This window comes from Staphylococcus sp. GDY8P45P, assembly GCF_017892745.1.
GTDB lineage: Bacteria > Bacillota > Bacilli > Staphylococcales > Staphylococcaceae > Staphylococcus > Staphylococcus cohnii.
Map to the genome: position 1 here is coordinate 136,049 of NZ_JAESLS010000006.1, position 20,926 is coordinate 156,974.

Here is a 20,926-nt window from a genome sequence, read left to right on the forward strand (position 1 = left end):
TATGAAAAATTGGCAAGGGCTTGTAGAAGAATTCAAGGAATATTTACCAGTAACAGCTGATACACCTAAAGTAAGTTTAAATGAAGGCCATACGCCTTTGATATACTGTGAGAACATGTCTGAAATGCTTGGTATTGAATTACATGTTAAATACGAAGGTGCAAATCCAACAGGTTCATTTAAAGATAGAGGCATGGTAATGGCAATGGCTAAAGCTAAAGAAGAAGGCAAGAAAATAGTGATTTGTGCTTCAACTGGCAATACTTCAGCTTCCGCGGCAGCATATGCTGCGAGAGCAGGTTTAAAAGCGATTGTAGTTATTCCGGAAGGGAAAATTGCTTTAGGGAAATTGTCGCAAGCAGTTATGTACGGTGCAGAAATTGTTTCTATAGAAGGAAATTTTGATGAAGCACTTGAAATTGTACAAGAAGTGGCTAAAAATGGTGAAATTGCGCTTGTGAACTCAGTTAATCCTTATCGTATTGAAGGTCAAAAAACAAGTGCTTTTGAAGTGATTCAACAATTGAATGGCCAAGCACCAGATATATTATCAATTCCGGTTGGAAATGCTGGTAATATTTCAGCATATTGGAAAGGATTTAAAGAGTACCATGACACGAATGATACGCAACTTCCTAACTTATATGGGTTCCAAGCTGCAGGTGCATCCCCAATCGTTCAAAATAAAGTAGTGAAGAATCCAGATACAGTAGCTACTGCAATTAGAATCGGTAACCCCGCAAGTTGGGATAAAGCTAATCGTGCCTTAAAAGAATCAGAAGGTCTCATTGATAGCGTAACAGACGAAGAAATTTTAGAAGCATATCAACTGATGGCTCGAAAAGAAGGTATATTTAGTGAACCTGCAAGCAATGCCTCCATTGCTGGTTTAATTAAGTTACACCGTGCTGGTAAGTTACCAAAGGGGAAACGTGTCGTGTCAGTCTTGACTGGTAATGGTTTGAAAGATCCAGATACAGCTATCTCACTATTAGATAATCCAATTAAGCCACTACCAAATGATAGAGAAAGCATTTTAGAATATATTAAAGGAGCACTTTAGCATGAGTGTACGTTTACGTTTAAAAATACCGGCATCTACTGCTAATTTAGGTGTCGGATTTGATTCTATTGGAATGGCTTTAAATAAATTTTTATATCTTGATGTGCGAATTAATAATAGTGATAGATGGTCTTTTAAACATATAGGGCCAAATGTTGAATCATTACCAACAGACGAATCGCACTATATTTATCAAATTGCACAACAAGTGGCAAATAAATATGACGTGACTTTACCGTCTTTATCTATAGAAATGAGAAGTGAAATCCCTTTAGCAAGAGGCTTAGGTTCCTCTGCTTCTGCACTAGTAGGGGGATTATACATAGCTAATTATTTTGGTGATATAGAGCTTTCTAAATATGAATTATTGCAATTGGCAACTGAATTTGAAGGACATCCAGACAATGTAGCACCTACAATTTACGGGGGGCTTGTCTTAGGATACTATGATCCTGAAACAAAAGTGACGGATGTATCATATATTGATCCACCAAAAGCTGATATTATCATAACAATACCATCAAATGAATTAAGTACGACACTTTCAAGGAATGTGCTTCCGGAAACATTTTCACATAAAAATGCTGTTAGAAATAGTGCCATCAGCAATACAATGATTAGTGCTTTAATACAACAAAATTATGAACTTGCAGGCAAGATGATGGAACAAGACGGTTTTCATGAACCATATCGTCAACATCTAATCCCAGAATTTCAAACCATTAAACAAATTGCAAAACAATATAAATCATATGCTACAGTTATTAGTGGTGCAGGCCCAACTGTTTTAACCTTGATAGCACCTGAACGAAGCGGTGAATTAGTGAGGGAACTTAAACGTGAATTTACGAATTGTCGATCTGAACTCGTTACAGTTAATATCACAGGAGTGGAATCTGAAGTAGTATATTAGTTTGATTTATTTGTTATAATATAGTCTTGTAGAGGTTGAAAGGAGATAGCAAGATGGGATATAAATTAATAGTGATGGATATGGATGATACATTAATGACTTCTGATAACGAAGTTAGTGTTGAAACAGCGCAATATTTAATAGATATACAAGCGCAAGGTTATAAAGTTGTACTTGCATCGGGTAGACCAACAGATGGTATGATGCCTACAGCAAAACATTTGAAATTAGACCAACATGACAGTTATGTCATAAGTTACAATGGTGGAAAAACAGTTAAAGTTTCTGATGAAAAAGTGGAAGTAAGTCGCACTGTGTCAAAGTCTGATTTTGATAGTATTGTAGATTTTTGTAGGAATCAAAAATTGTTTGTTTTGACTTACCAAGATGGTTATATCGTATATGAAGGTGAACATGAATATATGAACATTGAATCAGAACTCACAGGCCTGCCAATGAAACAGGTGGATGATTTAAAAGCATATATTCAAGAGGACGTACCTAAAGTTATGGGGATTGATTATGTTTCAAATATTACAAGTATTAGAAATGATTTAGAAGGTCACTTTAATGAAAATATTGATGTTACTACAAGTAAACCGTTTTTCTTAGAATTTATGGCACAGGGTGTATCTAAAGGCAATGCTATCACTGAATTGTGTCAAAAATTAGATGTAAAATTATCTCAAGTTATTGGCTTCGGTGATAGTTCAAATGATATATCAATGTTGAAAGTAGTTGGTAAAGCTGTTGCTATGGGCAATGCAAATGATGATGTCAAAGCTGTTGTTGATGAAGTTACTTTAACAAATGATAATGATGGTATCCCACACACACTAAAAGCTTTACTTAACTAACAAATTAATTGCTTAACCTTTATTTTTAAATATTGGTCACGCAAATGATTGATAGTTTGATCCGAAATGCTCACCTATAAGTCCCACTAACTCAATTTATTGAGTAGTGGGACTTTATTTTTCAGTTCAATCATCTACTAAAAAACAGTCTGGGGCGAATCGATGATGTCTTAGACTTAACTTTTAATGTAAAAAATTAAAATTTTTGCTTGTGCAAGCTTGGCCTAGGGTTATGATTTAATAGTATAAGTCACTCATACCATTGATCTCGGTGTCAGCTCGTTACAAAATCGTTATCAAGTATGTATTTTAGTACGAAAATAAGCGCCTTATATATACTAAATAAAAATATTAAATTAATTGAACGCGAAACAGTACACGAAATTACTTTTATAAGAACGAAAACGATTATAAGAAACGTGTGAACTTAAATTAATATACCATATATAAATAGTGCTAAATTATCAATATGCAGTCTTTGACTAAGCTAATACATTAGAATATTTCAACTACAATCTACTGTTTACATATAATTAGCAGAAAAAATGGCAATTTCTATATGAAAATTAGAAATTGCCATTTTTTGTTGGTGATTATTTAGCAGTATGTGTCCATTCATTTTTGCCTCGGTGTCTTTTAACATGAGCATAAACGTTATCTGCAGCATAGTTTAAATTGGTATAAACTGTGATTGAAAACGCTGACTGATTTTCTTCAAATTCTTCTTCTGAAAATAATTCTTTAAGATGGCTAAAAAGACTTTCCATTTGTGAGTGATCTAAACTTGGATACTCTCTTAATGTGCGTTTGATTAATTGATCATGTCTTTCTTCAAGTGATTGTACAACAATAACGAAACGCTCGTCAGTTTCTAAAATATCGTCAAATAGGTTTGTTTGTCCAATCATAATTTCCACCTCTAAGTCATTAAATTATTAACTTCATTATACCTTAATTTTGGGTATCTGAAAATATGATAAGCTTTTAATTATTATAAATTCTCATTGTTGAGGTTTATTTTAGAACAAGTAGGTAATAAATAAATGTAAGGTTTGCAATATTAAAAAAGCACTGCAAAAAGTATCTTAAAATACTTTTACAGTGCAATTCATTAATTATAATCATGTTCTTTTAAATCAATGTCTTTGAGTTTAACAATTTTAGTTTGTCGTATTAATTTATGAACAAAGTAAATGATAGCTAAAATAATCATCGGCGATAGGTTTCTAATTAAGACGCCCATATCACCAGCTAAAATCGCACCAATTGAATTACCTATGAATAAGAATAATAATGCAATGATGACTATGATTGGTCCTAAAGGATAGAAAGGAGCTTTATAAGGTAGTACTTCATCAGGATTCAAATTTTGTTTTTTAATCGCTGAACGTAGCCTGATTTGCGCTACGATACTAGAAGCCCAAACAACGATGACTAAAGAACCAATAATATTTAATAGTGAAAAGACGATATCTGATTTAAACTGAGCAATTATAATTATAATTAAAACAATAATGAAAGTTACGAACAATGATACCAAAGGTAACTTTGTAGTTTTATTTAATTTACCTAAAAATTTAGGCGCTTGTTTATCTTCTGCCATTGAGAAAAGCATTCTACTTGTAGTATAAATACCTGAATTCGCAGCAGACAATAATGAAGTTAAAATAACAGCATTAATAACCGAAGCGGCAAAGGCAATACCTACACGATCAAATACGATTGTAAAAGGACTCTGTGATACAGATTCACTTTTGTTTAATAACAATGGGTCTGTGTAAGGAATAATAGCTGAAATAACAGCAATTGATAAAACATAGAACAATAATATTCTCCAAAACACTTGTTTAATTGCTTTTGGCATTGAATGACTTGGATTTGAAGATTCTCCAGCTGTTACGGCCACCACTTCGGTACCACCGACAGAGAATCCAGCGACAAGCAAGACACCCAAGAAGCCAGAGACGCCTCCTACAAAAGGAGCTTCTCCTGTTACGTAGTTGCCTAGACCATATGTCTTTCCACCTAAGATTCCAATAATCGTCAATACACCAATTACGATGAAAATAATTATTGTTGCAACTTTGATAAGTGATAACCAAAATTCTGTTTCACCGAAAGCTTTTACAGAGAAAATATTAAGTAAAAAAAGTATGGCAAGGAAGATAATGCTCCAAGTAACTGGACTGAAAAATTGGAAGAAATCCCAATAATAAATTACACTTGAAGAAATAATAATATCAACACTGGTAACTAGTAGCCAGATTGCCCAATATAGCCATCCCATAGTGAAACCTAGGGAACTATCAACAAAACGGGTTGAATAAGAACTAAAAGAACCTGAAACCGGATAAAAGGTGGCAAGTTCACCGATTGAAGACATTAAGAAATATAACATCACGCCAATAATCAAGTAAGCTAATATTGCGCCACCTGGTCCTGCTTGTGATATTACACTTCCAGTAGCTACAAACAAGCCTGTGCCAATTGCACCACCAATTGCTATCATAGAAATGTGTCTAGAATTAAGACCACGGTTCATATTGTTTTGTGCCATAATACAGTCTCCTATAGTCTATTGAATTTTAAATATATTCTCCATTTTAATGGTTTTATGCTTTAAGAGCAATGCTTTTTATGACTTTAAAGCCATAAAATATTCAAATATTTTGAAAATTGTTATTTTATAGATGTATTGTGAGTTGCTTTTACAAATGTTATAGATTAAAATAAATACTAGGTAATAATTGTTATTAATAAGAAAAAGCGGGGGAAATATTATGAGTAACAAGAAAAAGTTGACGAGCCTATTTGGCGCACCAATTTCAGATAGAGAAAATAGTATGACAGCAGGCCCTAGAGGACCACTATTAATGCAAGATTGGTACTTTTTAGAGCAAATGGCTCATTTTGATAGAGAAGTTATTCCTGAAAGACGTATGCATGCAAAAGGTTCAGGTGCATTTGGTACATTTACAGTTACAAATGATATTACACAATATACTTCAGCAAGCATTTTTTCTGAAGTTGGTAAACAAACAGAAATGTTTGCACGTTTTTCAACAGTAGCAGGTGAAAGAGGTGCAGCTGATGCTGAACGTGATATTCGCGGATTTGCATTGAAATTTTATACAGATGAAGGGAACTGGGATTTAGTAGGAAATAATACACCAGTGTTCTTCTTTAGAGATCCGAAATTATTTGCAAGTTTAAACCACGCAGTGAAGCGTGACCCAAGAACAAATATGAGAAGTGCACAAAATAACTGGGATTTCTGGACGTCTTTACCTGAAGCATTGCACCAAGTAACAATTTTAATGTCAGACCGTGGTATTCCGAAAGGCTTTAGAAACATGCACGGATTTGGCTCTCATACTTATTCTATGTACAATGATAAAGGTGAACGTGTTTGGGTTAAATTCCATCACAGAACACAACAAGGTATTGAAAACTTACAACCTGATGAAGCAGCTAGCGTAATTGCTGAAGACAGAGAATCATCACAACGTGATTTATTTGAAGCAATTGAAAATAAAGACTATCCAAAATGGAAAATGTATATCCAAGTTATGACAGAAGAACAAGCTCGTAACCATAAAGATAATCCGTTTGATTTAACAAAAGTTTGGTATAAAGGAGACTATCCATTAATAGAAGTTGGAGAGTTTGAATTAAATCGTAATCCAGACAACTATTTCCAAGATGTTGAACAAGCTGCTTTCGCACCAACCAATATTGTACCTGGCATAGATTTTTCTCCAGACAGAATGTTACAAGGTAGACTATTCTCATATGGTGATGCACAACGTTATAGATTAGGTGTGAACCATTGGCAAATCCCAGTTAACCAACCTAAAGGTGTAGGTATGGAAAATATTTGTCCATTCAGCCGTGATGGCCAAATGAGAATTATTGATAATAATCAAGGTGGCAGTACTCATTACTATCCAAATAGTGATGGCTCATTTGAAGATCAACCTGAATTTAAAAAACCTGGTCTAAAAGTTGAAGGTGAAGCATATGAATATGATTTAAGAGAAGATGATGATAACTACTTCGAACAACCAGGTCGTTTATTCAGATTACAATCAAAAGAACAACAAGAACGTATTTTTGAAAATACAGCTAATGAAATGCAAGGCACTACTTTAGAAGTACAACATCGTCATATTCGTCACTGTTATAAAGCGGATAGCGAATATGGTAAAGGTGTTGCGAAAGCACTAGGCATTGACATTAATGATGTAGATTTAGAAATTGCAGATTAATAAATGTATCTTAATTATACACGCATATTTATACTTCAATGGCGCATGGAATTATACAAAATAATTAATTTATGTTAAACATTTGAGATATATGTAGTTCGTGTATGATTTTAAGCGGATGATTTTTACGATATAAAGTAAAAATCATCCGTTTTTATATTTATTTATACCGAGTCTATGTTATAAGTATCGCTTTGTTTTTATAAATTTCCACAAACAAAAACCTACAAAGTCAGAGGCTTTGTAGGTTGTCAAAGGTTGTTAACTATCGCTCACATCATATGAGGCGACTGAGTGATGAACAGTAATTTATTTCTCAATTACTAAAAATAATTATCGAGTTTTGATACCTAAGAAATTTTGTGAATAGAAATGCATTTTCCCACAGTTATTACATAATAAAGTTATCATAGGTGTCGGATCATTACCTAAAGAAGCAGTTAACAATGGTAGGAAATAATGTCCGTCTAATATTTCAATATTTGGATGTCCGCAGTTACATACACTTTTATCTTTTGTTTTCTCTGTTATTGAATCTATAATATGCCTTTTTTGCTCATTTGTAATATGACGATTTTCCATATGAAACGCCTCCACATATTTTAATATACTGTATTTATTATAAGGCTTGGCAACCTTTATTAGTAGTCTCTTAACCTATTTAAAAGTGTTAATTAAGTACTTTATTGTTAAATAACTATTAATTTTGATGAATAAATTATAATTTGCAATAAACTATCGTATTTTTGTGCATGTAAAAGTTTTAAATCACCATTCATCTTCAATGATTCAATTAACATTTAAATATTAAAAATAGCTACATAAATCCCATAATCAAAATAATAAACTTATCATTTTCTTATAGATGCGATATATGTTCCGCGTTTTTACCATTTAAAATATAAAAAAACGTCAATTCTATAGTAAAGGAATAGAATTGACGTTAATACTAAGTCCGAGACGTTTATATCCCAGACAATTAGTTTGAATGTCGTATTAAAAAGATAATGAAAGCACAGAACTATTTTGTTTCACGATGTAAAGTGTATTTATTTAATCGTGGACAGAATTTTTTAAGTTCAATTCGTTCTGGATTATTACGCTTGTTTTTAGTGCTAATATAATTACGATCACCACATTCAGTACAAGCTAATGTTATATTTACGCGCAAAGTTAACACCTCTTTCTTAACAGGAATGATTACGTTTTAAAATAATATCATATTCTTTCATTAATTTCAATAAGATTGATCTTTGAAAAGTATGTAGTTAATTAAAGTTAAATTTCTAAGCATTATACGAATGTTAATAATTTAAACATTTTAGTTTGATAAATAAAAAGAATGTGTTATTATACAAAACGTAATAATTACGATTTGTAAAAAGGAGAGAATATTATGGCAAAAAAATCTAAAATTGCTAAGGAACAAAAAAGAGAACGCTTAGTAGCACAATATTACGAATTAAGAAAAACCTTGAAGGAAAAAGGTGATTATGAAGCATTAAGAAAATTACCAAGAGATGCTTCACCAACAAGACTGACACGTAGATGTAAAGTAACTGGTCGTCCAAGAGGCGTGCTGAGAAAATTTGAAATGTCACGTATTGCGTTTAGGGAACATGCACATAAAGGACAAATTCCTGGCGTGAAAAAATCAAGTTGGTAATTTAGGACTTTAGTTCATTTACATTTAGGGAAAAAGCATGTATATTAACTAATGGTAAAGATAAATAAAATGTCATTGTTCGGAAATAACTATCCTATGTTTAAGTATTTCTATTTAGAGTTATGAATTTTATTTGAAAATCTTACCTTTAAATACTATTTTATTAATAAATGTTAGGGGTTCGTTTAATTATGAAGATATTTGATTACGAAGATATACAGCTTATTCCAAATAAATGTATTGTTAATAGCCGTTCAGAATGTGATACTACTGTGAAATTTGGTCCGAAATCATTTAAATTACCAGTGGTACCTGCAAACATGCAAACAGTAATGAATGAAACATTAGCAGAATGGTTTGCTGAAAATGATTACTTCTATATCATGCATAGATTCGATGAAGAAGCACGTATACCATTTGTAAAGCAAATGCATGATAAAGGATTATTTGCTTCAATTTCAGTTGGTATTAAAGACCGTGAATTTGATTTTGTAGAAAAATTAGCACAGGATAATGTGATTCCTGAGTATATTACAATTGATATCGCACACGGGCATTCTGATGCTGTTATTAATATGATCAAACATATTAAAAACCACATACCTGAAGCATTTGTTATTGCAGGTAATGTTGGAACGCCAGAAGGTGTTCGTGAATTGGAAAATGCTGGTGCAGATGCAACTAAGGTTGGTATTGGACCAGGTCGCGTTTGTATTACAAAAATTAAGACAGGATTTGGCACAGGTGGTTGGCAATTAGCTGCGTTGAACCATTGTAGTAAAGCTGCAAGAAAACCGATAATAGCTGATGGAGGTATCAGAACGCACGGTGATATTGCTAAATCAATTCGTTTTGGTGCATCAATGGTTATGGTAGGCTCATTATTTGCAGCACATGAAGAATCTCCTGGTGAAACCGTTGAATTAGATGGAAAAATGTATAAAGAATATTTTGGTAGTGCGTCTGAGTTCCAAAAAGGTGAACACAAAAACGTTGAAGGTAAAAAAATGTTTGTTGAGCATAAAGGTTTATTGAAAGATACATTAATTGAAATGCAACAAGATTTACAAAGTTCTATTTCATATGCGGGTGGCGATGATTTAAATTCATTGACTAAAGTAGATTATGTTATAGTAAGAAACTCCATTTTTAATGGAGACAGAGACTAATAAACTAGTAGGTGTAAAAAATTAAACGATTTTTATTATATGTAATTGTACTTCTTTGTATTGTTTTAATTGTTCCAATCAAAGAATTTACACCTTTAGAAAATTTGCAACAACAATTTAAAGCAAAAGTAGATAGTTGGTCATCATCGGAACAGTCACAAACTCAAAATGCTTTGAAAGTACCTGATGAGCAAGAATTTGCTTTGAATAATATTCAAATGAATATGTCGAAGGCTGAAGTTGAAAGAAAACTAGGTAAAGCAAAACGCGTTACTTCAAATGAATATGGTACACAATGGTATGCGTATTATTCGGAGAATTATAGAAGCTTTATTATGGTAAGTTATATTAAAGGTAAAGTGAACGGACTATACAGTAATCAAAATGTTATTTCTTCAAAATCTAAAATTAAATATAGTACTCCTAAAGATATAGTTAGAGAACGATTAGGTGATCCGATAACTACAAAACGTAAAGGTCATTTGAGTATGGACGTTCGCGATAATGAATTTGATAATTTTAAAAAAGACAATATTTACACGACAGCTTTTTATGATAAGCATAATGACAACAATCTCACTGCGCTACTATTAGTAAGTGAAAAAATGGAGAATAGACTTCAAAATCAATATGCAACGCCTTCGCGTAATTTAGCAAAAAGTTTTGAACTTCAAAATTTTGATTTGGTCAATGCTGAAAGAGTACAACATGGGTTAAATACATTAGATTATTTTGAAACTATCTCTGATACAGCACGCAAACACAGTAATGATATGGCGGAGAATAATTATTTTGACCATAATAATCAATCTGGGGATTCACCATTTGATAGATTAGAACAAGATGGACATGATTTTAATGCAGCTGGCGAGAATTTAGCTTATGGTCAACCAAGTAGCATTTATGCTCATCAAGGATTAATGAATTCTTTAGGTCATAGAAAAAATATTCTTAAAAAAGAATTTAATACTTTAGGTGTCGGCGTTGATTTTAATGAACATAAACAACCTTATTGGACTGAAAATTATACGGGATAGTGTTTATGCATTGTTGAAAAGGGTATCTATATTCTGTGAGGATGAGGTATTATGACAACAAATAAAAAAGATCAAACAGAAGATATACTAGAAAAAGTGAAAGATGTCTTAGAAAAAAATGACAATAAATAAGAGGCTACGCTATAAGCGTAGCCTCTTATTTTAATTGAGAGTGTCTTTATCTATAAAATTAAATTTCTCTAAACAGGCCGACAACTTTACCTAAAACAGCAACTTGATCTAAATAGATTGGCGACATTGTACTATTTTCCGGCTGTAAACGGTATCGTGTTTTTTCTTTGTAAAAACGTTTGACTGTAGCTTCATTGTCCTCAGTCATTGCTACAATAATATCACCATTTTCAGCAATAGTTTGGCTTCTTACGATAACTTTATCTCCATCTAATATTCCCGCTTCAATCATGCTATCACCAACAACATTTAAGATGAAAATATCGCTGTTATGCGTTGAAGTGAAATGCTCGGGTAACGGAAAATACTCTTCAACATTTTCAACAGCAGTAATAGGTATACCTGCTGTGACTTTACCAATGACTGGCACGTGAATTGTAGATTCCATATTCACGGTTTCCCCTAATTGTTCGGTAACAATTTCAATTGCACGTGGTTTAGTTGGATCTCTTTTTATATAACCCTTTTCTTCTAATCTGGATAGATGTCCATGCACAGTTGAGCTAGATGCTAAACCAACAGCTTCACCAATTTCCCGAACACTTGGTGGATAACCCTTTGAATGAACAGTCTGTTTAATATACTCAAAAATCTCATTTTGTCGCTTAGTTAATTCTCTCATAATAGGCACTCCCTACGTTAATTTGTTTTTATTATAGCATGTATTGTTTATGTTTACAAACGTTTGTTCGTTTTCGTGTTGACAGAGAACAGATGTTCTGATAAAGTTTAAGTACAAACAAACGTTCTAGGAGTGACTTATATGTTTAAACTATATATATATCAAATTAAACCTTATATTACAGTATTGCTAGTTACAATGATTTTAAGTACTGTCTTTATATTAAGTGCTTATTATAATACAAAATCAGAACAAACGTACGAAATGACAGATCATCAAATCACAAATATTTCTACAAAAGACGAACAGTATCAAATGAATTCAGATGAAAAAAGCGAACGGACACTCAATCAATTTTTAGCAAAAGCCAAATAAAATATTAAGCCAACTGTATTGTGAAAGTGAATTTATTTAGTAGAATGGTAATATAAGCGTAACTATTTAGTTTCGCTTATTTTTTTGTTATATTTTCTATATTATGAATTACGGAGGTTTATTATGGCGAAAAATGATGCCGTAGATATTAAGCGTATAAATGAGTTAGCAAAAAAGAAAAAAGAACAAGGATTGACTGAATCTGAATCGAAAGAACAATCGAAATTAAGAAAAGCATATTTAGATTCTTTCCGACAAAGCTTTAAAAAACAAATTGAAAGTACGAGAGTTATTGATCCAGAAGGCAATGATGTAACGCCTGAAAAGGTGAAAAAAATATTAGATTCTAAAGATAAAAAAGATAATAACTAAATCAATTTTTTGTTAAATAATTACTAAATAAGGTATAATAGTAATGAAACTTGCTATAAGAAAGGAAGTCATTTAGATGAATAAAGAAAAAGATCAATTAGCGATAGATACGATAAGAGCCTTAAGTATCGATGCTGTTGAGCAAGCAAACTCAGGTCACCCTGGATTACCAATGGGCGCAGCTCCAATGGCATATACATTATGGACACGCCACTTAAATTTCAACCCCCAATCAAAAGATTTCTTCGATAGAGATCGTTTTGTATTGTCTGCAGGCCATGGTTCTGCATTGCTATACAGTTTATTACACGTTTCAGGTAGTTTAGAATTAGATGAATTAAAACAATTTAGACAATGGGGTTCAAAAACTCCAGGCCATCCAGAGTTTAGACATACTGATGGTGTTGAGGTAACAACTGGCCCATTAGGACAAGGTTTTGCTATGTCTGTAGGTATGGCATTGGCTGAAAAACATCTTGCTGGTAAGTTTAATAAAGAAGATGCTAATGTAATAGATCACCATACTTACGTAATAGCATCTGATGGAGATTTAATGGAAGGTATTTCACATGAAGCAGCATCATTAGCTGGTCATACACAATTAGATAAACTTATTGTATTATATGACTCAAATGACATTTCTTTAGATGGAGATTTAAACAAAGCATTTTCTGAAGATGTTAAAACGCGTTTTGAATCATATGGTTGGAAACACATTTTAGTTAAAGATGGTAATGATATAGATGCTATTGATAATGCTATTAAAGAAGCTAAAACTTCAGATGTACCAACAATCATTGAAGTGAAAACAATCATTGGTTACGGCGCGCCTAATAAACAAGCTTCTCATGGCGTACACGGTGCTCCATTAGGTGAAGAAGAAAGAAAATTAGCATTAGAAAACTATGGTTTGGATCCTGAAAAACGCTTTAACGTACCAGATGAAGTATATGAAATTTTCCAACAAACAATGTTAAAACGTGCTAATGAAAAAGAAGAAAACTGGAATAAACTTGTTGAAACATACAGTGAAAAATATCCAGAATTAGCTGAAGAATTCAAATTGGCAATCAGTGGTAAATTACCAACAAACTACTCAAATGAATTGCCAGAATTTGAAGCTGGCCATAGTGGTGCTTCACGTGCAGACTCTGGTGAAGTAATACAAGCACTAAGTAAAACAGTACCTTCATTCTTTGGTGGTTCAGCTGACTTAGCTGGTTCAAACAAATCAAACGTTAAAGATGCGGTTGACTTTGATAAAGATACACCTGAAGGTAAAAATATCTGGTTTGGTGTACGTGAATTTGCAATGGGTGCTGCTGTAAATGGTATGGCTGCTCACGGTGGTTTACATCCATATGGTGCAACTTTCTTCGTGTTTAGTGACTATTTAAAACCAGCACTTCGTTTATCAGCAATCATGGGATTAAATTCAACATTTATTTTCACGCATGATTCAATTGCAGTTGGTGAAGATGGCCCTACACATGAACCAATCGAACAATTATCTGGTTTACGTGCAATTCCAAACATGAATGTTATTCGTCCAGCAGACGGTAATGAAACACGTGTAGCTTGGGAAGTAGCAATGGAATCAGAAAATACACCTACATCTTTAGTATTAACACGTCAAAACCTAACAACAATGGACTTACCTAAAGAAACTGTTGAAGAAGGTGTGCGTAAAGGTGCTTATGTAGTGTTTGAATCAGATAAAGATCCAGAGTACTTACTATTAGCTACAGGTTCAGAAGTTAATTTAGCCATTGAAGCTGCTAAAGATTTAGAAGGACAAGGTAAAGGTGTACGTGTTGTATCAATGCCTAACTGGAATGCATTCGACCAACAATCCGATGAATATAAAGCATCTATCTTACCTTCTTCAATTACAAAACGTGTTGCTATTGAAATGGCATCATCATTAGGTTGGCATAAATATGTTGGTACTGAAGGTAAAGTGATTGGTATTGATGGATTTGGTGCAAGTGCGCCTGGTGATTTAGTAGTTGAAAAATATGGTTTCACTAAAGAAAATGTCTTAAATCAAATTCAAACGTTCTAATTATTAAGATAAAAAGATAGGTAACATTTTTGGTATGAGAGCTTTTGTTCTCATACCAATTTTTAATTATAAATAAAGATTGGATTATATTTACAAACTGAAATTATAATTGATATAATACATAAGGTTGGAAATATAAATTAATTGAGTCACTCTTGAAAAGGAGTGGTTATTTTAGTAAAATGCATTAGGATAGGAAAGTGGGTGAAACAATGGCAACTTGGTTAGCAATTTTATTAATCGTGTTAGCACTAATTCTAGGACTAGTCGGTGGATTTTTCCTTGCGAGAAAATATATGATGGATTATCTGAAAAAGAACCCACCAATTAATGAAGAAATGCTACGAATGATGATGATGCAAATGGGTCAAAAACCATCTCAAAAGAAAATAAATCAAATGATGACAATGATGAATAAAAATCAAGACGACGCATTCAAGAAGAAGAAATAATGTCTTGTGAAAAGCTGATGATTACTACCTACTAGTAAATCGTCAGCTTTTTTGATTTGAACAAATACCTATTATATTTAAAAAATGAGAATATAATCCTGGTTCGGTCATATAAATGTGATGCTACTCAATTTGTGTCATTTGCAAATCATACTTTAATGTTTCGAAATTTTATAGACGGATTAGGTTTTTTAAATGCGCATTAAAATAATTAAAGTGATAGTGAATGTAATTTATTTTTTAAATATTCAGTAAATATTTGATTGTAAAATCATATTTGTTATAATTTGTATATATAAGGGAGGTATTAATAAGTGAAGAGTGCTTATGACATGGAAGACAAAGAAGTTTTAGATCGATTAGCAAATATGCATATTAACTTTTCTACTGAAGAAGCTTTCAAAGAATATCACAACGCGATGCAAATTCATGATATGAATTATCTTAGATATACTTTAGAAAATGCATTGTCAGCTTGTGACACAACACGCGCTATTTAAATAGCAATGAATAAGATAAGTCTGAAACAAGGCTTATTTTATTTTGAGTAATTTTCTATCAATACCTCCCGACGTTGACATTAATCTTTTGATACTATAGATCACCTATACATAATTGAATTTTTGAAATATACAGATGAGGCTAAATAACATGCTATACAGACCAAATGAAAACATATTAAAATTACTGAATGTTAAATAGTAAAATGATATACTATTTGAGGTGGAGATTAAGCCAGTAACATAAAGAAGGTGTAAGCATGTTATATTTAGTTTTTTCTATAGTTGTAGCTTTTTTAATGGGTATTGGGGTAATCGTTGTAAGAATGAAAGCGCAGCAATATCCAGTAAATGAAAAGAAAATTATTTTACCGCCATTTTTTATGGCAACAGGTGCATTAATGTATGTGGTACCTTATTTCAGATTAACGGGTATGGAAATAATAGAGTGCATCGTATTAGGTGTTCTTTTCTCGACGATATTAATTTGGACTTCTCGATTTGAAACATCCGGTAGCGAAGTATACATGAAGCGGTCTAAAGCTTTTCCTATTATCTTAATTTCACTGTTGTTAATCAGAACAATTATGAAAATATTTATAAGTAATAAAATAGATCCAGGTGAAATTGGTGGCATGTTTTTCTTACTTGCTTTTTGTATGATTGTACCTTGGAGATTGGCTATGTTATATCAATATAAAAAAGTTAAGAAAACATTAATTAAATAAGCGAATGAAGTAATAATTATATTAGAGTAATTGAATATGCTTAATACTAAAGGGCTACTAAATTTCTTTAAAAATCATGGAATTTAAGTAGCCTCTTTTATATTTTGAAAAATTACTTGAGTATTAAGTAGGAGTATTATATCATAAAATCGAACGGATGTTCTATTAGGAGTGATAGAATGAAAATTGTACATACAGCTGATTGGCATTTAGGGCGGATTTTGAACGGAAAATCATTGCTAGAAGACCAAGCACATATATTAGATCAATTTATTAAAAAAATGGGCGACGAAAAACCAGATGTAATCGTAATTGCAGGTGATTTATATGATACTAGTTATCCCAACAAAGCTGCAATACAGTTATTGGAAAATACAATTAATACATTAAATTTAGAAATGAACATTCCGTTGGTGATGATAAGTGGAAATCATGATAGTAAAGAACGGTTAAATTATGGCTCAAAGTGGTTTGAAAAATCTCAACTTTATATCAGAACCTCACTTGAAGATATGTGTGATCCTATTACCATTGGAAATATTGATTTTTATACATTACCATTTTCTACAGTGAATGAAACAAGTTATTTCTTTAATGATAAAAAGATAGAAACACATCAACAAGCCGTGAGTAAATCAATAGAATTTATGACACAGAATATTAATCCAAATAAAGTCAATATACTAATAGGCCACCTCACAGTTCAAGGTGGTATACGCACTGAATCTGAGAGAGCATTGACGATTGGCACTGTTGAATCAGTTACAGAAAATTCATTTCAGCAATTTGATGCAGTGTTACTCGGCCATTTACATCATCCATTTAGTATAGATTCAGATTTTATTCATTATAGTGGTTCTTTATTACAATACTCTTTTTCAGAAACTACACAACCTAAAGGTTATAGAGTAATTGAAATGATAGATCATAAATTGAAAAGTATATTTAGGCCATTAATGCCCTTAAGACAATTAGAAGTAATTGAAGGGGATTATGAAGACGCTATTCAAGAAAAATTAAGCATAAAAGATAAAAACAACTATTTACATTTCAAGTTAAAACATATGTCACATGTTAGTGATCCTATGATGCATTTGAAACAAATATACCCAAACACGTTGGCGCTTACCAATAGTTCTTTTGAATTTAATACTCCGTTACATCATGAAAATATAGAAATACAAAAATTAGATGATACAACAATCATTAATAAATTTTTTGAGAATGTGACGGATCAATCATTAACAAGTATTCAAAATAATAAAATTGGTAAAGTATTAAATCATTTACTTGAAGGAGATCAGACTAAATGAGACCTTTAACATTAAAATTAACAAATTTCGGCCCATTTTTAGACGAAACCATTGATTTTCAACAAGTAAATAATGATCAATTGTTTTTAATTAGTGGAAAAACAGGTTCAGGAAAAACAATGATATTTGATGCAATTGTATTTGCTTTATTTGGTGAAGCATCGACAAAAGATAGGAATGAAGGAGATTTACGTAGTCATTTTGCAGACGGTAAATCACCAATGGTCGTTGAGTTCGAGTTTAAATTGAGAGATAGTATTTATAAAATTAATCGACAAGGCGCATTTGTAAAAGAAGGAAATAAAAATAAAACACTTGGACAACTTTCAATTTATCAACTTGAAGATACATTTGAATTACGTGAAAGTAAAGTGAATGCTGGAAATCAATTTATTAGAACGTTACTTGGTGTTAATTCAGAACAGTTTAGACAATTATTTATCCTTCCTCAGGGTGAATTTAAACGTTTCTTATTATCTAAAAGTATAGAAAAACAGGAAATATTAAGAACATTGTTTAATAGTCAAAGATTTGAAGAAATACAAAAATTGTTAAATGATGATGTTAAAGAAGTAAGGGCGAATATTGAAAAGCGTTATCATACACTTGAAACGGATTGGATGGATTTAGATACTTTTGATGAGAACTTATTAAATGAGTATAAAGAAGTAAATTCAAGACAAACTGATAAAATCAAAGCATTAATACCACAATTCAAAAGTATAGGCGAATCTATTCAAAATGATTTATTAACAGCTAAAAAAAGAAGTATCGAAAAATTTGAGCAAGCTGAAAATTTATTAAATCGTAATTTGAAACTTCAAGATGCAATGACAAGTCTCGAAGAAAATAAACAAAAGCAAGAAGCTTTGTTATCCAATCAAAATTATATAAAAAATCAAATAAAATTATTAAATGAAATCAATGAGGTAAGACCGCTCTCCAATTTACTTGACTCAAAAGAAAAACTTTTAAATAAGCATAAAGAGATAGAAAAAGATAAAGCAAAAACAATAACAAGCATATCAAATTTACAGGAGCAATTAGAAAATTGTGAGAAACAATTAGCAAAACATAAAGACTTATCTGAGACAATAGATAAATCGAAAACATTTATAGAAAATTGTAAAATATTTTATAAAAAAATTGATAAATATAAAGAGCTATACCAGCAAATTGAAAATTTAAAAAACACATACGGTGAGTTTAAATCACAGTACGAAAAACAAAAGCAACAACTTAATCAATATATTGAAAAATTAAATGACAGAGAGCCAGATTATAAAAGAAATGAACAACTTAATGAAAAAATACATCAGTTGGATAATGAAATTAAAATTAAAAAACAAAATGAGTTAAATAAAAAAGAATATCAAGCGTTGCAAAAGCGACAAACTGACATAACAGCGAAAAATGAACATATTAAATCTGAAATAAATGCATTAGATGATAAATATAAAGCTATTGATAAAACAAATATAGATTTAAACAATAAACAAGATATGATTATTAAATTACAATCAGTGCTTTCTAAAGGTGACAAATGCCCACTTTGTGGGAATGAGATTCATGAAATTGAACATCATATTGATTTTGATGAACTTACAAAAAGACATGACCAACTCAATAATATTGAACAACAACGATTAAAGTTAAAAGAACAAAAAATCAAATATGATAGTGAATTACAGCACATCTTAGAACAATTACATAGATTTAATTTAGATGAGTTAGAAAAAATTAACTATACAGAGCTTGAATTAACTAAGGATAACCTTTTGAAAGAAAAAGGATTAATAGAAGAGGAAAATGAAGAAATTAGAAACCTTAAAGAGAAAATTTTAAATTTAAGGCAAAAATCACATGAGTTAGAATTGGATTTAAAAACAAAACAATTCAAATTAGATGAAAGCACACTGATGATTAATGACTTTGAAAATACCACACAATATAAAGATGTGAATAAGTTTATTACGGCTTATGATAAATCATTAGAGGAAGTAAATGAATATCAAAAGCAATATGAATGGTTAGTACAGCAAGTTCAAAAATATAATAACGAACTGTCACTTGAAATGAATAATAAAACACATCTAGAAAATACTATAAAGAGTTTGCAAAAGGATATTAAAGAAGCAAATCAAAAAATTGATCATGAAATGAATAGGATAGGCTTTACATCATTGGAAGATGTAGAACACACCATTAATGAAATTCCTAATAAAGTAAAAATAGAAGCGGAAATAAATAAGTTCAATCAAGAGAAACAACAATTTGAAATTATCATTAATCAGCTAGAAGCAGAAATTAATAACCAAGAATTACATGATATTTCTCAATTAAAAAAAGATTATGAACAAGAAAAAGTACAACTAGATCAAACTAAATCGATGTTAAGTCAACATAATTATAAACTTGAATTTAACAATAAGAAAATCGATAATATTTATGCTGTTATAAATCATTTAGAAAAAGAATTACAAGAACAACAAGAAGTTTTTCAATTAGCAGAAGTATTATCTGGAAAAAATGAACAAAAATTAACTTTGGAAAATTTTGTTTTAATATATTATTTAGAACGAATACTTGCTCATGCGAACCAGCGCTTATCATTGATGACGGGTGAAAGGTATCAATTAGTTAGAAGGGAACAAACTTCAAAAGGGTATAGTGGTTTGGAAATAGATGTATTTGATTCTCACTCTAATAAAAAGAGACATATCACCTCGTTATCGGGAGGGGAAACCTTCCAAGCTTCTTTAGCGCTGGCATTAGGTTTGAGTGAAGTGGTGCAACAAGAATCTGGTGGGATTGCATTAGATTCTATGTTTATAGACGAAGGATTTGGCACCTTAGATCAGGAAACGCTGGAAACTGCTTTGGATACACTACTTAGTTTAAAATCTTCTGGAAGAATGGTTGGAATTATTTCTCATGTTAGCGAACTAAAACAACGTATTCCGCTTATTTTAGAAGTACAAACTGAGCAATACCAAAGTACAACAAACTTTATAAAACAATAAAAACAAAAATACAGTGAACTACTTTTTGATAAAGTAAATTCACTGTTTTTTAATCTTAAAGCTATAAGCGATTAAATGAATAGGTGATGTATATTTGATTACTTTGTCCATTGAAATAAGCATAGTAACAATGATGATACGTCGATTTAAATTTTAAGATTTAATAATAATATGGTTGTGTATTGATTTTATAGTAAATAGCTAACACAAGTAATGCTCAACTGAATATTTAGGACAAAGTTTCCGCAGATACAAGCCTTGCTAAAGGAGATAGATAGCACAGTCAGATGAGTCTAAGAAAACAAAATTAG

Annotated in this window: 20 protein-coding genes; 15 read left to right on the forward strand and 5 right to left on the reverse strand. The window is 31.4% G+C overall.

Annotated features, from left to right (window positions below; genetic code table 11):
- The first annotated feature begins 1 nt into the window (after window position 1).
- Genes thrC through KA873_RS05380 form a run of 3 tightly spaced genes read left to right on the forward strand, consistent with a single transcriptional unit; the run spans window position 2 to window position 2,833 of the window.
- Entirely contained in the window at window positions 2-1,063 is a 1,062-nt protein-coding gene (thrC, locus tag KA873_RS05370) for a threonine synthase (RefSeq protein WP_107383949.1), read from the forward strand.
- Window position 1,064: 1 nt separating this feature from the next.
- Window positions 1,065-1,976: a homoserine kinase gene (thrB, locus tag KA873_RS05375; protein ID WP_107504950.1), complete on the forward strand. Its 912-nt coding sequence runs from the start codon at window positions 1,065-1,067 to the stop codon at window positions 1,974-1,976.
- Between the two features lie 53 nt (window positions 1,977-2,029).
- Complete coding sequence (locus tag KA873_RS05380) at window positions 2,030-2,833, forward strand: Cof-type HAD-IIB family hydrolase (RefSeq protein ID WP_107386171.1); 804 nt, start codon at window positions 2,030-2,032, stop codon at window positions 2,831-2,833.
- Window positions 2,834-3,426: 593 nt separating this feature from the next.
- Here KA873_RS05380 and KA873_RS05385 read toward each other — a convergent pair.
- On the reverse strand, window positions 3,427-3,741 hold the full coding sequence (locus KA873_RS05385; protein ID WP_019467809.1) for a hypothetical protein: 315 nt from the start codon (window positions 3,739-3,741) through the stop codon (window positions 3,427-3,429).
- A gap of 203 nt (window positions 3,742-3,944) precedes the next feature.
- Window positions 3,945-5,390 carry an amino acid permease gene (locus KA873_RS05390; RefSeq protein WP_107385304.1) on the reverse strand — a complete coding sequence of 482 codons (1,446 nt, stop codon included), beginning with the start codon at window positions 5,388-5,390 and terminating at the stop codon, window positions 3,945-3,947.
- Window positions 5,391-5,613: 223 nt separating this feature from the next.
- On the opposite strand from KA873_RS05390, the gene KA873_RS05395 reads away from it, so the two are divergent.
- On the forward strand, window positions 5,614-7,101 hold the full coding sequence (locus KA873_RS05395; protein ID WP_107385305.1) for a catalase: 1,488 nt from the start codon (window positions 5,614-5,616) through the stop codon (window positions 7,099-7,101).
- A gap of 333 nt (window positions 7,102-7,434) precedes the next feature.
- Here KA873_RS05395 and KA873_RS05400 read toward each other — a convergent pair whose 3' ends face one another.
- Window positions 7,435-7,683: a hypothetical protein gene (locus KA873_RS05400; protein ID WP_107385306.1), complete on the reverse strand. Its 249-nt coding sequence runs from the start codon at window positions 7,681-7,683 to the stop codon at window positions 7,435-7,437.
- A 439-nt stretch (window positions 7,684-8,122) separates the two neighbouring features.
- Window positions 8,123-8,272, reverse strand: coding sequence for a 50S ribosomal protein L33 (gene rpmG / locus KA873_RS05405; protein ID WP_017724369.1), 150 nt, complete (start codon window positions 8,270-8,272; stop codon window positions 8,123-8,125).
- A gap of 225 nt (window positions 8,273-8,497) precedes the next feature.
- On the opposite strand from rpmG, the gene rpsN reads away from it, so the two are divergent.
- From rpsN to KA873_RS05420, 3 genes are all read left to right on the forward strand, one after another.
- A complete protein-coding gene (rpsN, locus tag KA873_RS05410) occupies window positions 8,498-8,767 on the forward strand; it encodes a 30S ribosomal protein S14 (protein ID WP_019467805.1) in 270 nt (89 codons plus the stop codon).
- A gap of 191 nt (window positions 8,768-8,958) precedes the next feature.
- The gene (gene guaC / locus KA873_RS05415; RefSeq protein ID WP_107385286.1) at window positions 8,959-9,936 is read left to right on the forward strand and encodes a GMP reductase; all 978 of its coding nucleotides are present in this window, start codon (window positions 8,959-8,961) and stop codon (window positions 9,934-9,936) included.
- A 20-nt stretch (window positions 9,937-9,956) separates the two neighbouring features.
- Window positions 9,957-10,973 carry a CAP domain-containing protein gene (locus tag KA873_RS05420; RefSeq protein WP_107504951.1) on the forward strand — a complete coding sequence of 339 codons (1,017 nt, stop codon included), beginning with the start codon at window positions 9,957-9,959 and terminating at the stop codon, window positions 10,971-10,973.
- Between the two features lie 190 nt (window positions 10,974-11,163).
- On the opposite strand, the gene lexA is transcribed toward KA873_RS05420, so the two are convergent.
- Window positions 11,164-11,787: a transcriptional repressor LexA gene (gene lexA / locus KA873_RS05425; protein WP_019467990.1), complete on the reverse strand. Its 624-nt coding sequence runs from the start codon at window positions 11,785-11,787 to the stop codon at window positions 11,164-11,166.
- Window positions 11,788-11,928: 141 nt separating this feature from the next.
- Here lexA and sosA point away from each other — a divergent pair, with 141 nt between their 5' ends.
- From sosA to sbcC, 8 genes are all read left to right on the forward strand, one after another.
- Window positions 11,929-12,162 (forward strand): DNA damage-induced cell division inhibitor SosA, encoded by a 234-nt coding sequence (gene sosA / locus KA873_RS05430; protein ID WP_107386448.1) that lies wholly within the window; start codon window positions 11,929-11,931, stop codon window positions 12,160-12,162.
- A gap of 123 nt (window positions 12,163-12,285) precedes the next feature.
- Window positions 12,286-12,534 (forward strand): DUF896 domain-containing protein, encoded by a 249-nt coding sequence (locus KA873_RS05435; protein WP_019467988.1) that lies wholly within the window; start codon window positions 12,286-12,288, stop codon window positions 12,532-12,534.
- A 76-nt stretch (window positions 12,535-12,610) separates the two neighbouring features.
- A complete protein-coding gene (tkt, locus tag KA873_RS05440; RefSeq protein ID WP_107384946.1) occupies window positions 12,611-14,599 on the forward strand; it encodes a transketolase in 1,989 nt (662 codons plus the stop codon).
- Window positions 14,600-14,811: 212 nt separating this feature from the next.
- Complete coding sequence (locus tag KA873_RS05445) at window positions 14,812-15,051, forward strand: YneF family protein (protein ID WP_019467986.1); 240 nt, start codon at window positions 14,812-14,814, stop codon at window positions 15,049-15,051.
- Between the two features lie 314 nt (window positions 15,052-15,365).
- The gene (locus tag KA873_RS05450) at window positions 15,366-15,551 is read left to right on the forward strand and encodes a hypothetical protein (protein WP_107504952.1); all 186 of its coding nucleotides are present in this window, start codon (window positions 15,366-15,368) and stop codon (window positions 15,549-15,551) included.
- A 260-nt stretch (window positions 15,552-15,811) separates the two neighbouring features.
- The gene (locus KA873_RS05455) at window positions 15,812-16,279 is read left to right on the forward strand and encodes a CcdC family protein (RefSeq protein ID WP_107384945.1); all 468 of its coding nucleotides are present in this window, start codon (window positions 15,812-15,814) and stop codon (window positions 16,277-16,279) included.
- A 179-nt stretch (window positions 16,280-16,458) separates the two neighbouring features.
- On the forward strand, window positions 16,459-17,592 hold the full coding sequence (gene sbcD, locus KA873_RS05460) for an exonuclease subunit SbcD (protein ID WP_107384944.1): 1,134 nt from the start codon (window positions 16,459-16,461) through the stop codon (window positions 17,590-17,592).
- The gene (gene sbcC, locus KA873_RS05465) at window positions 17,589-20,615 is read left to right on the forward strand and encodes an exonuclease subunit SbcC (protein WP_210140185.1); all 3,027 of its coding nucleotides are present in this window, start codon (window positions 17,589-17,591) and stop codon (window positions 20,613-20,615) included. The genes sbcD and sbcC overlap by 4 nt, the downstream gene beginning before the upstream one ends.
- The last annotated feature ends 311 nt before the right edge of the window (window positions 20,616-20,926 follow it).

What these genes read in the sequence shown, in the direction of transcription:
- thrC (WP_107383949.1), top strand. Translation starts at nt 2, where the DNA reads ATGAAAAATTGGCAAGGGCTTGTAGAAGAATTCAAGGAATATTTACCA.
- thrB (WP_107504950.1), top strand. Translation starts at nt 1,065, where the DNA reads ATGAGTGTACGTTTACGTTTAAAAATACCGGCATCTACTGCTAATTTA.
- KA873_RS05380 (WP_107386171.1), top strand. Translation starts at nt 2,030, where the DNA reads ATGGGATATAAATTAATAGTGATGGATATGGATGATACATTAATGACT.
- KA873_RS05385 (WP_019467809.1), bottom strand. Translation starts at nt 3,741, where the DNA reads ATGATTGGACAAACAAACCTATTTGACGATATTTTAGAAACTGACGAG.
- KA873_RS05390 (WP_107385304.1), bottom strand. Translation starts at nt 5,390, where the DNA reads ATGGCACAAAACAATATGAACCGTGGTCTTAATTCTAGACACATTTCT.
- KA873_RS05395 (WP_107385305.1), top strand. Translation starts at nt 5,614, where the DNA reads ATGAGTAACAAGAAAAAGTTGACGAGCCTATTTGGCGCACCAATTTCA.
- KA873_RS05400 (WP_107385306.1), bottom strand. Translation starts at nt 7,683, where the DNA reads ATGGAAAATCGTCATATTACAAATGAGCAAAAAAGGCATATTATAGAT.
- rpsN (WP_019467805.1), top strand. Translation starts at nt 8,498, where the DNA reads ATGGCAAAAAAATCTAAAATTGCTAAGGAACAAAAAAGAGAACGCTTA.
- guaC (WP_107385286.1), top strand. Translation starts at nt 8,959, where the DNA reads ATGAAGATATTTGATTACGAAGATATACAGCTTATTCCAAATAAATGT.
- lexA (WP_019467990.1), bottom strand. Translation starts at nt 11,787, where the DNA reads ATGAGAGAATTAACTAAGCGACAAAATGAGATTTTTGAGTATATTAAA.
- sosA (WP_107386448.1), top strand. Translation starts at nt 11,929, where the DNA reads ATGTTTAAACTATATATATATCAAATTAAACCTTATATTACAGTATTG.
- KA873_RS05435 (WP_019467988.1), top strand. Translation starts at nt 12,286, where the DNA reads ATGGCGAAAAATGATGCCGTAGATATTAAGCGTATAAATGAGTTAGCA.
- tkt (WP_107384946.1), top strand. Translation starts at nt 12,611, where the DNA reads ATGAATAAAGAAAAAGATCAATTAGCGATAGATACGATAAGAGCCTTA.
- KA873_RS05445 (WP_019467986.1), top strand. Translation starts at nt 14,812, where the DNA reads ATGGCAACTTGGTTAGCAATTTTATTAATCGTGTTAGCACTAATTCTA.
- KA873_RS05455 (WP_107384945.1), top strand. Translation starts at nt 15,812, where the DNA reads ATGTTATATTTAGTTTTTTCTATAGTTGTAGCTTTTTTAATGGGTATT.
- sbcD (WP_107384944.1), top strand. Translation starts at nt 16,459, where the DNA reads ATGAAAATTGTACATACAGCTGATTGGCATTTAGGGCGGATTTTGAAC.
- sbcC (WP_210140185.1), top strand. Translation starts at nt 17,589, where the DNA reads ATGAGACCTTTAACATTAAAATTAACAAATTTCGGCCCATTTTTAGAC.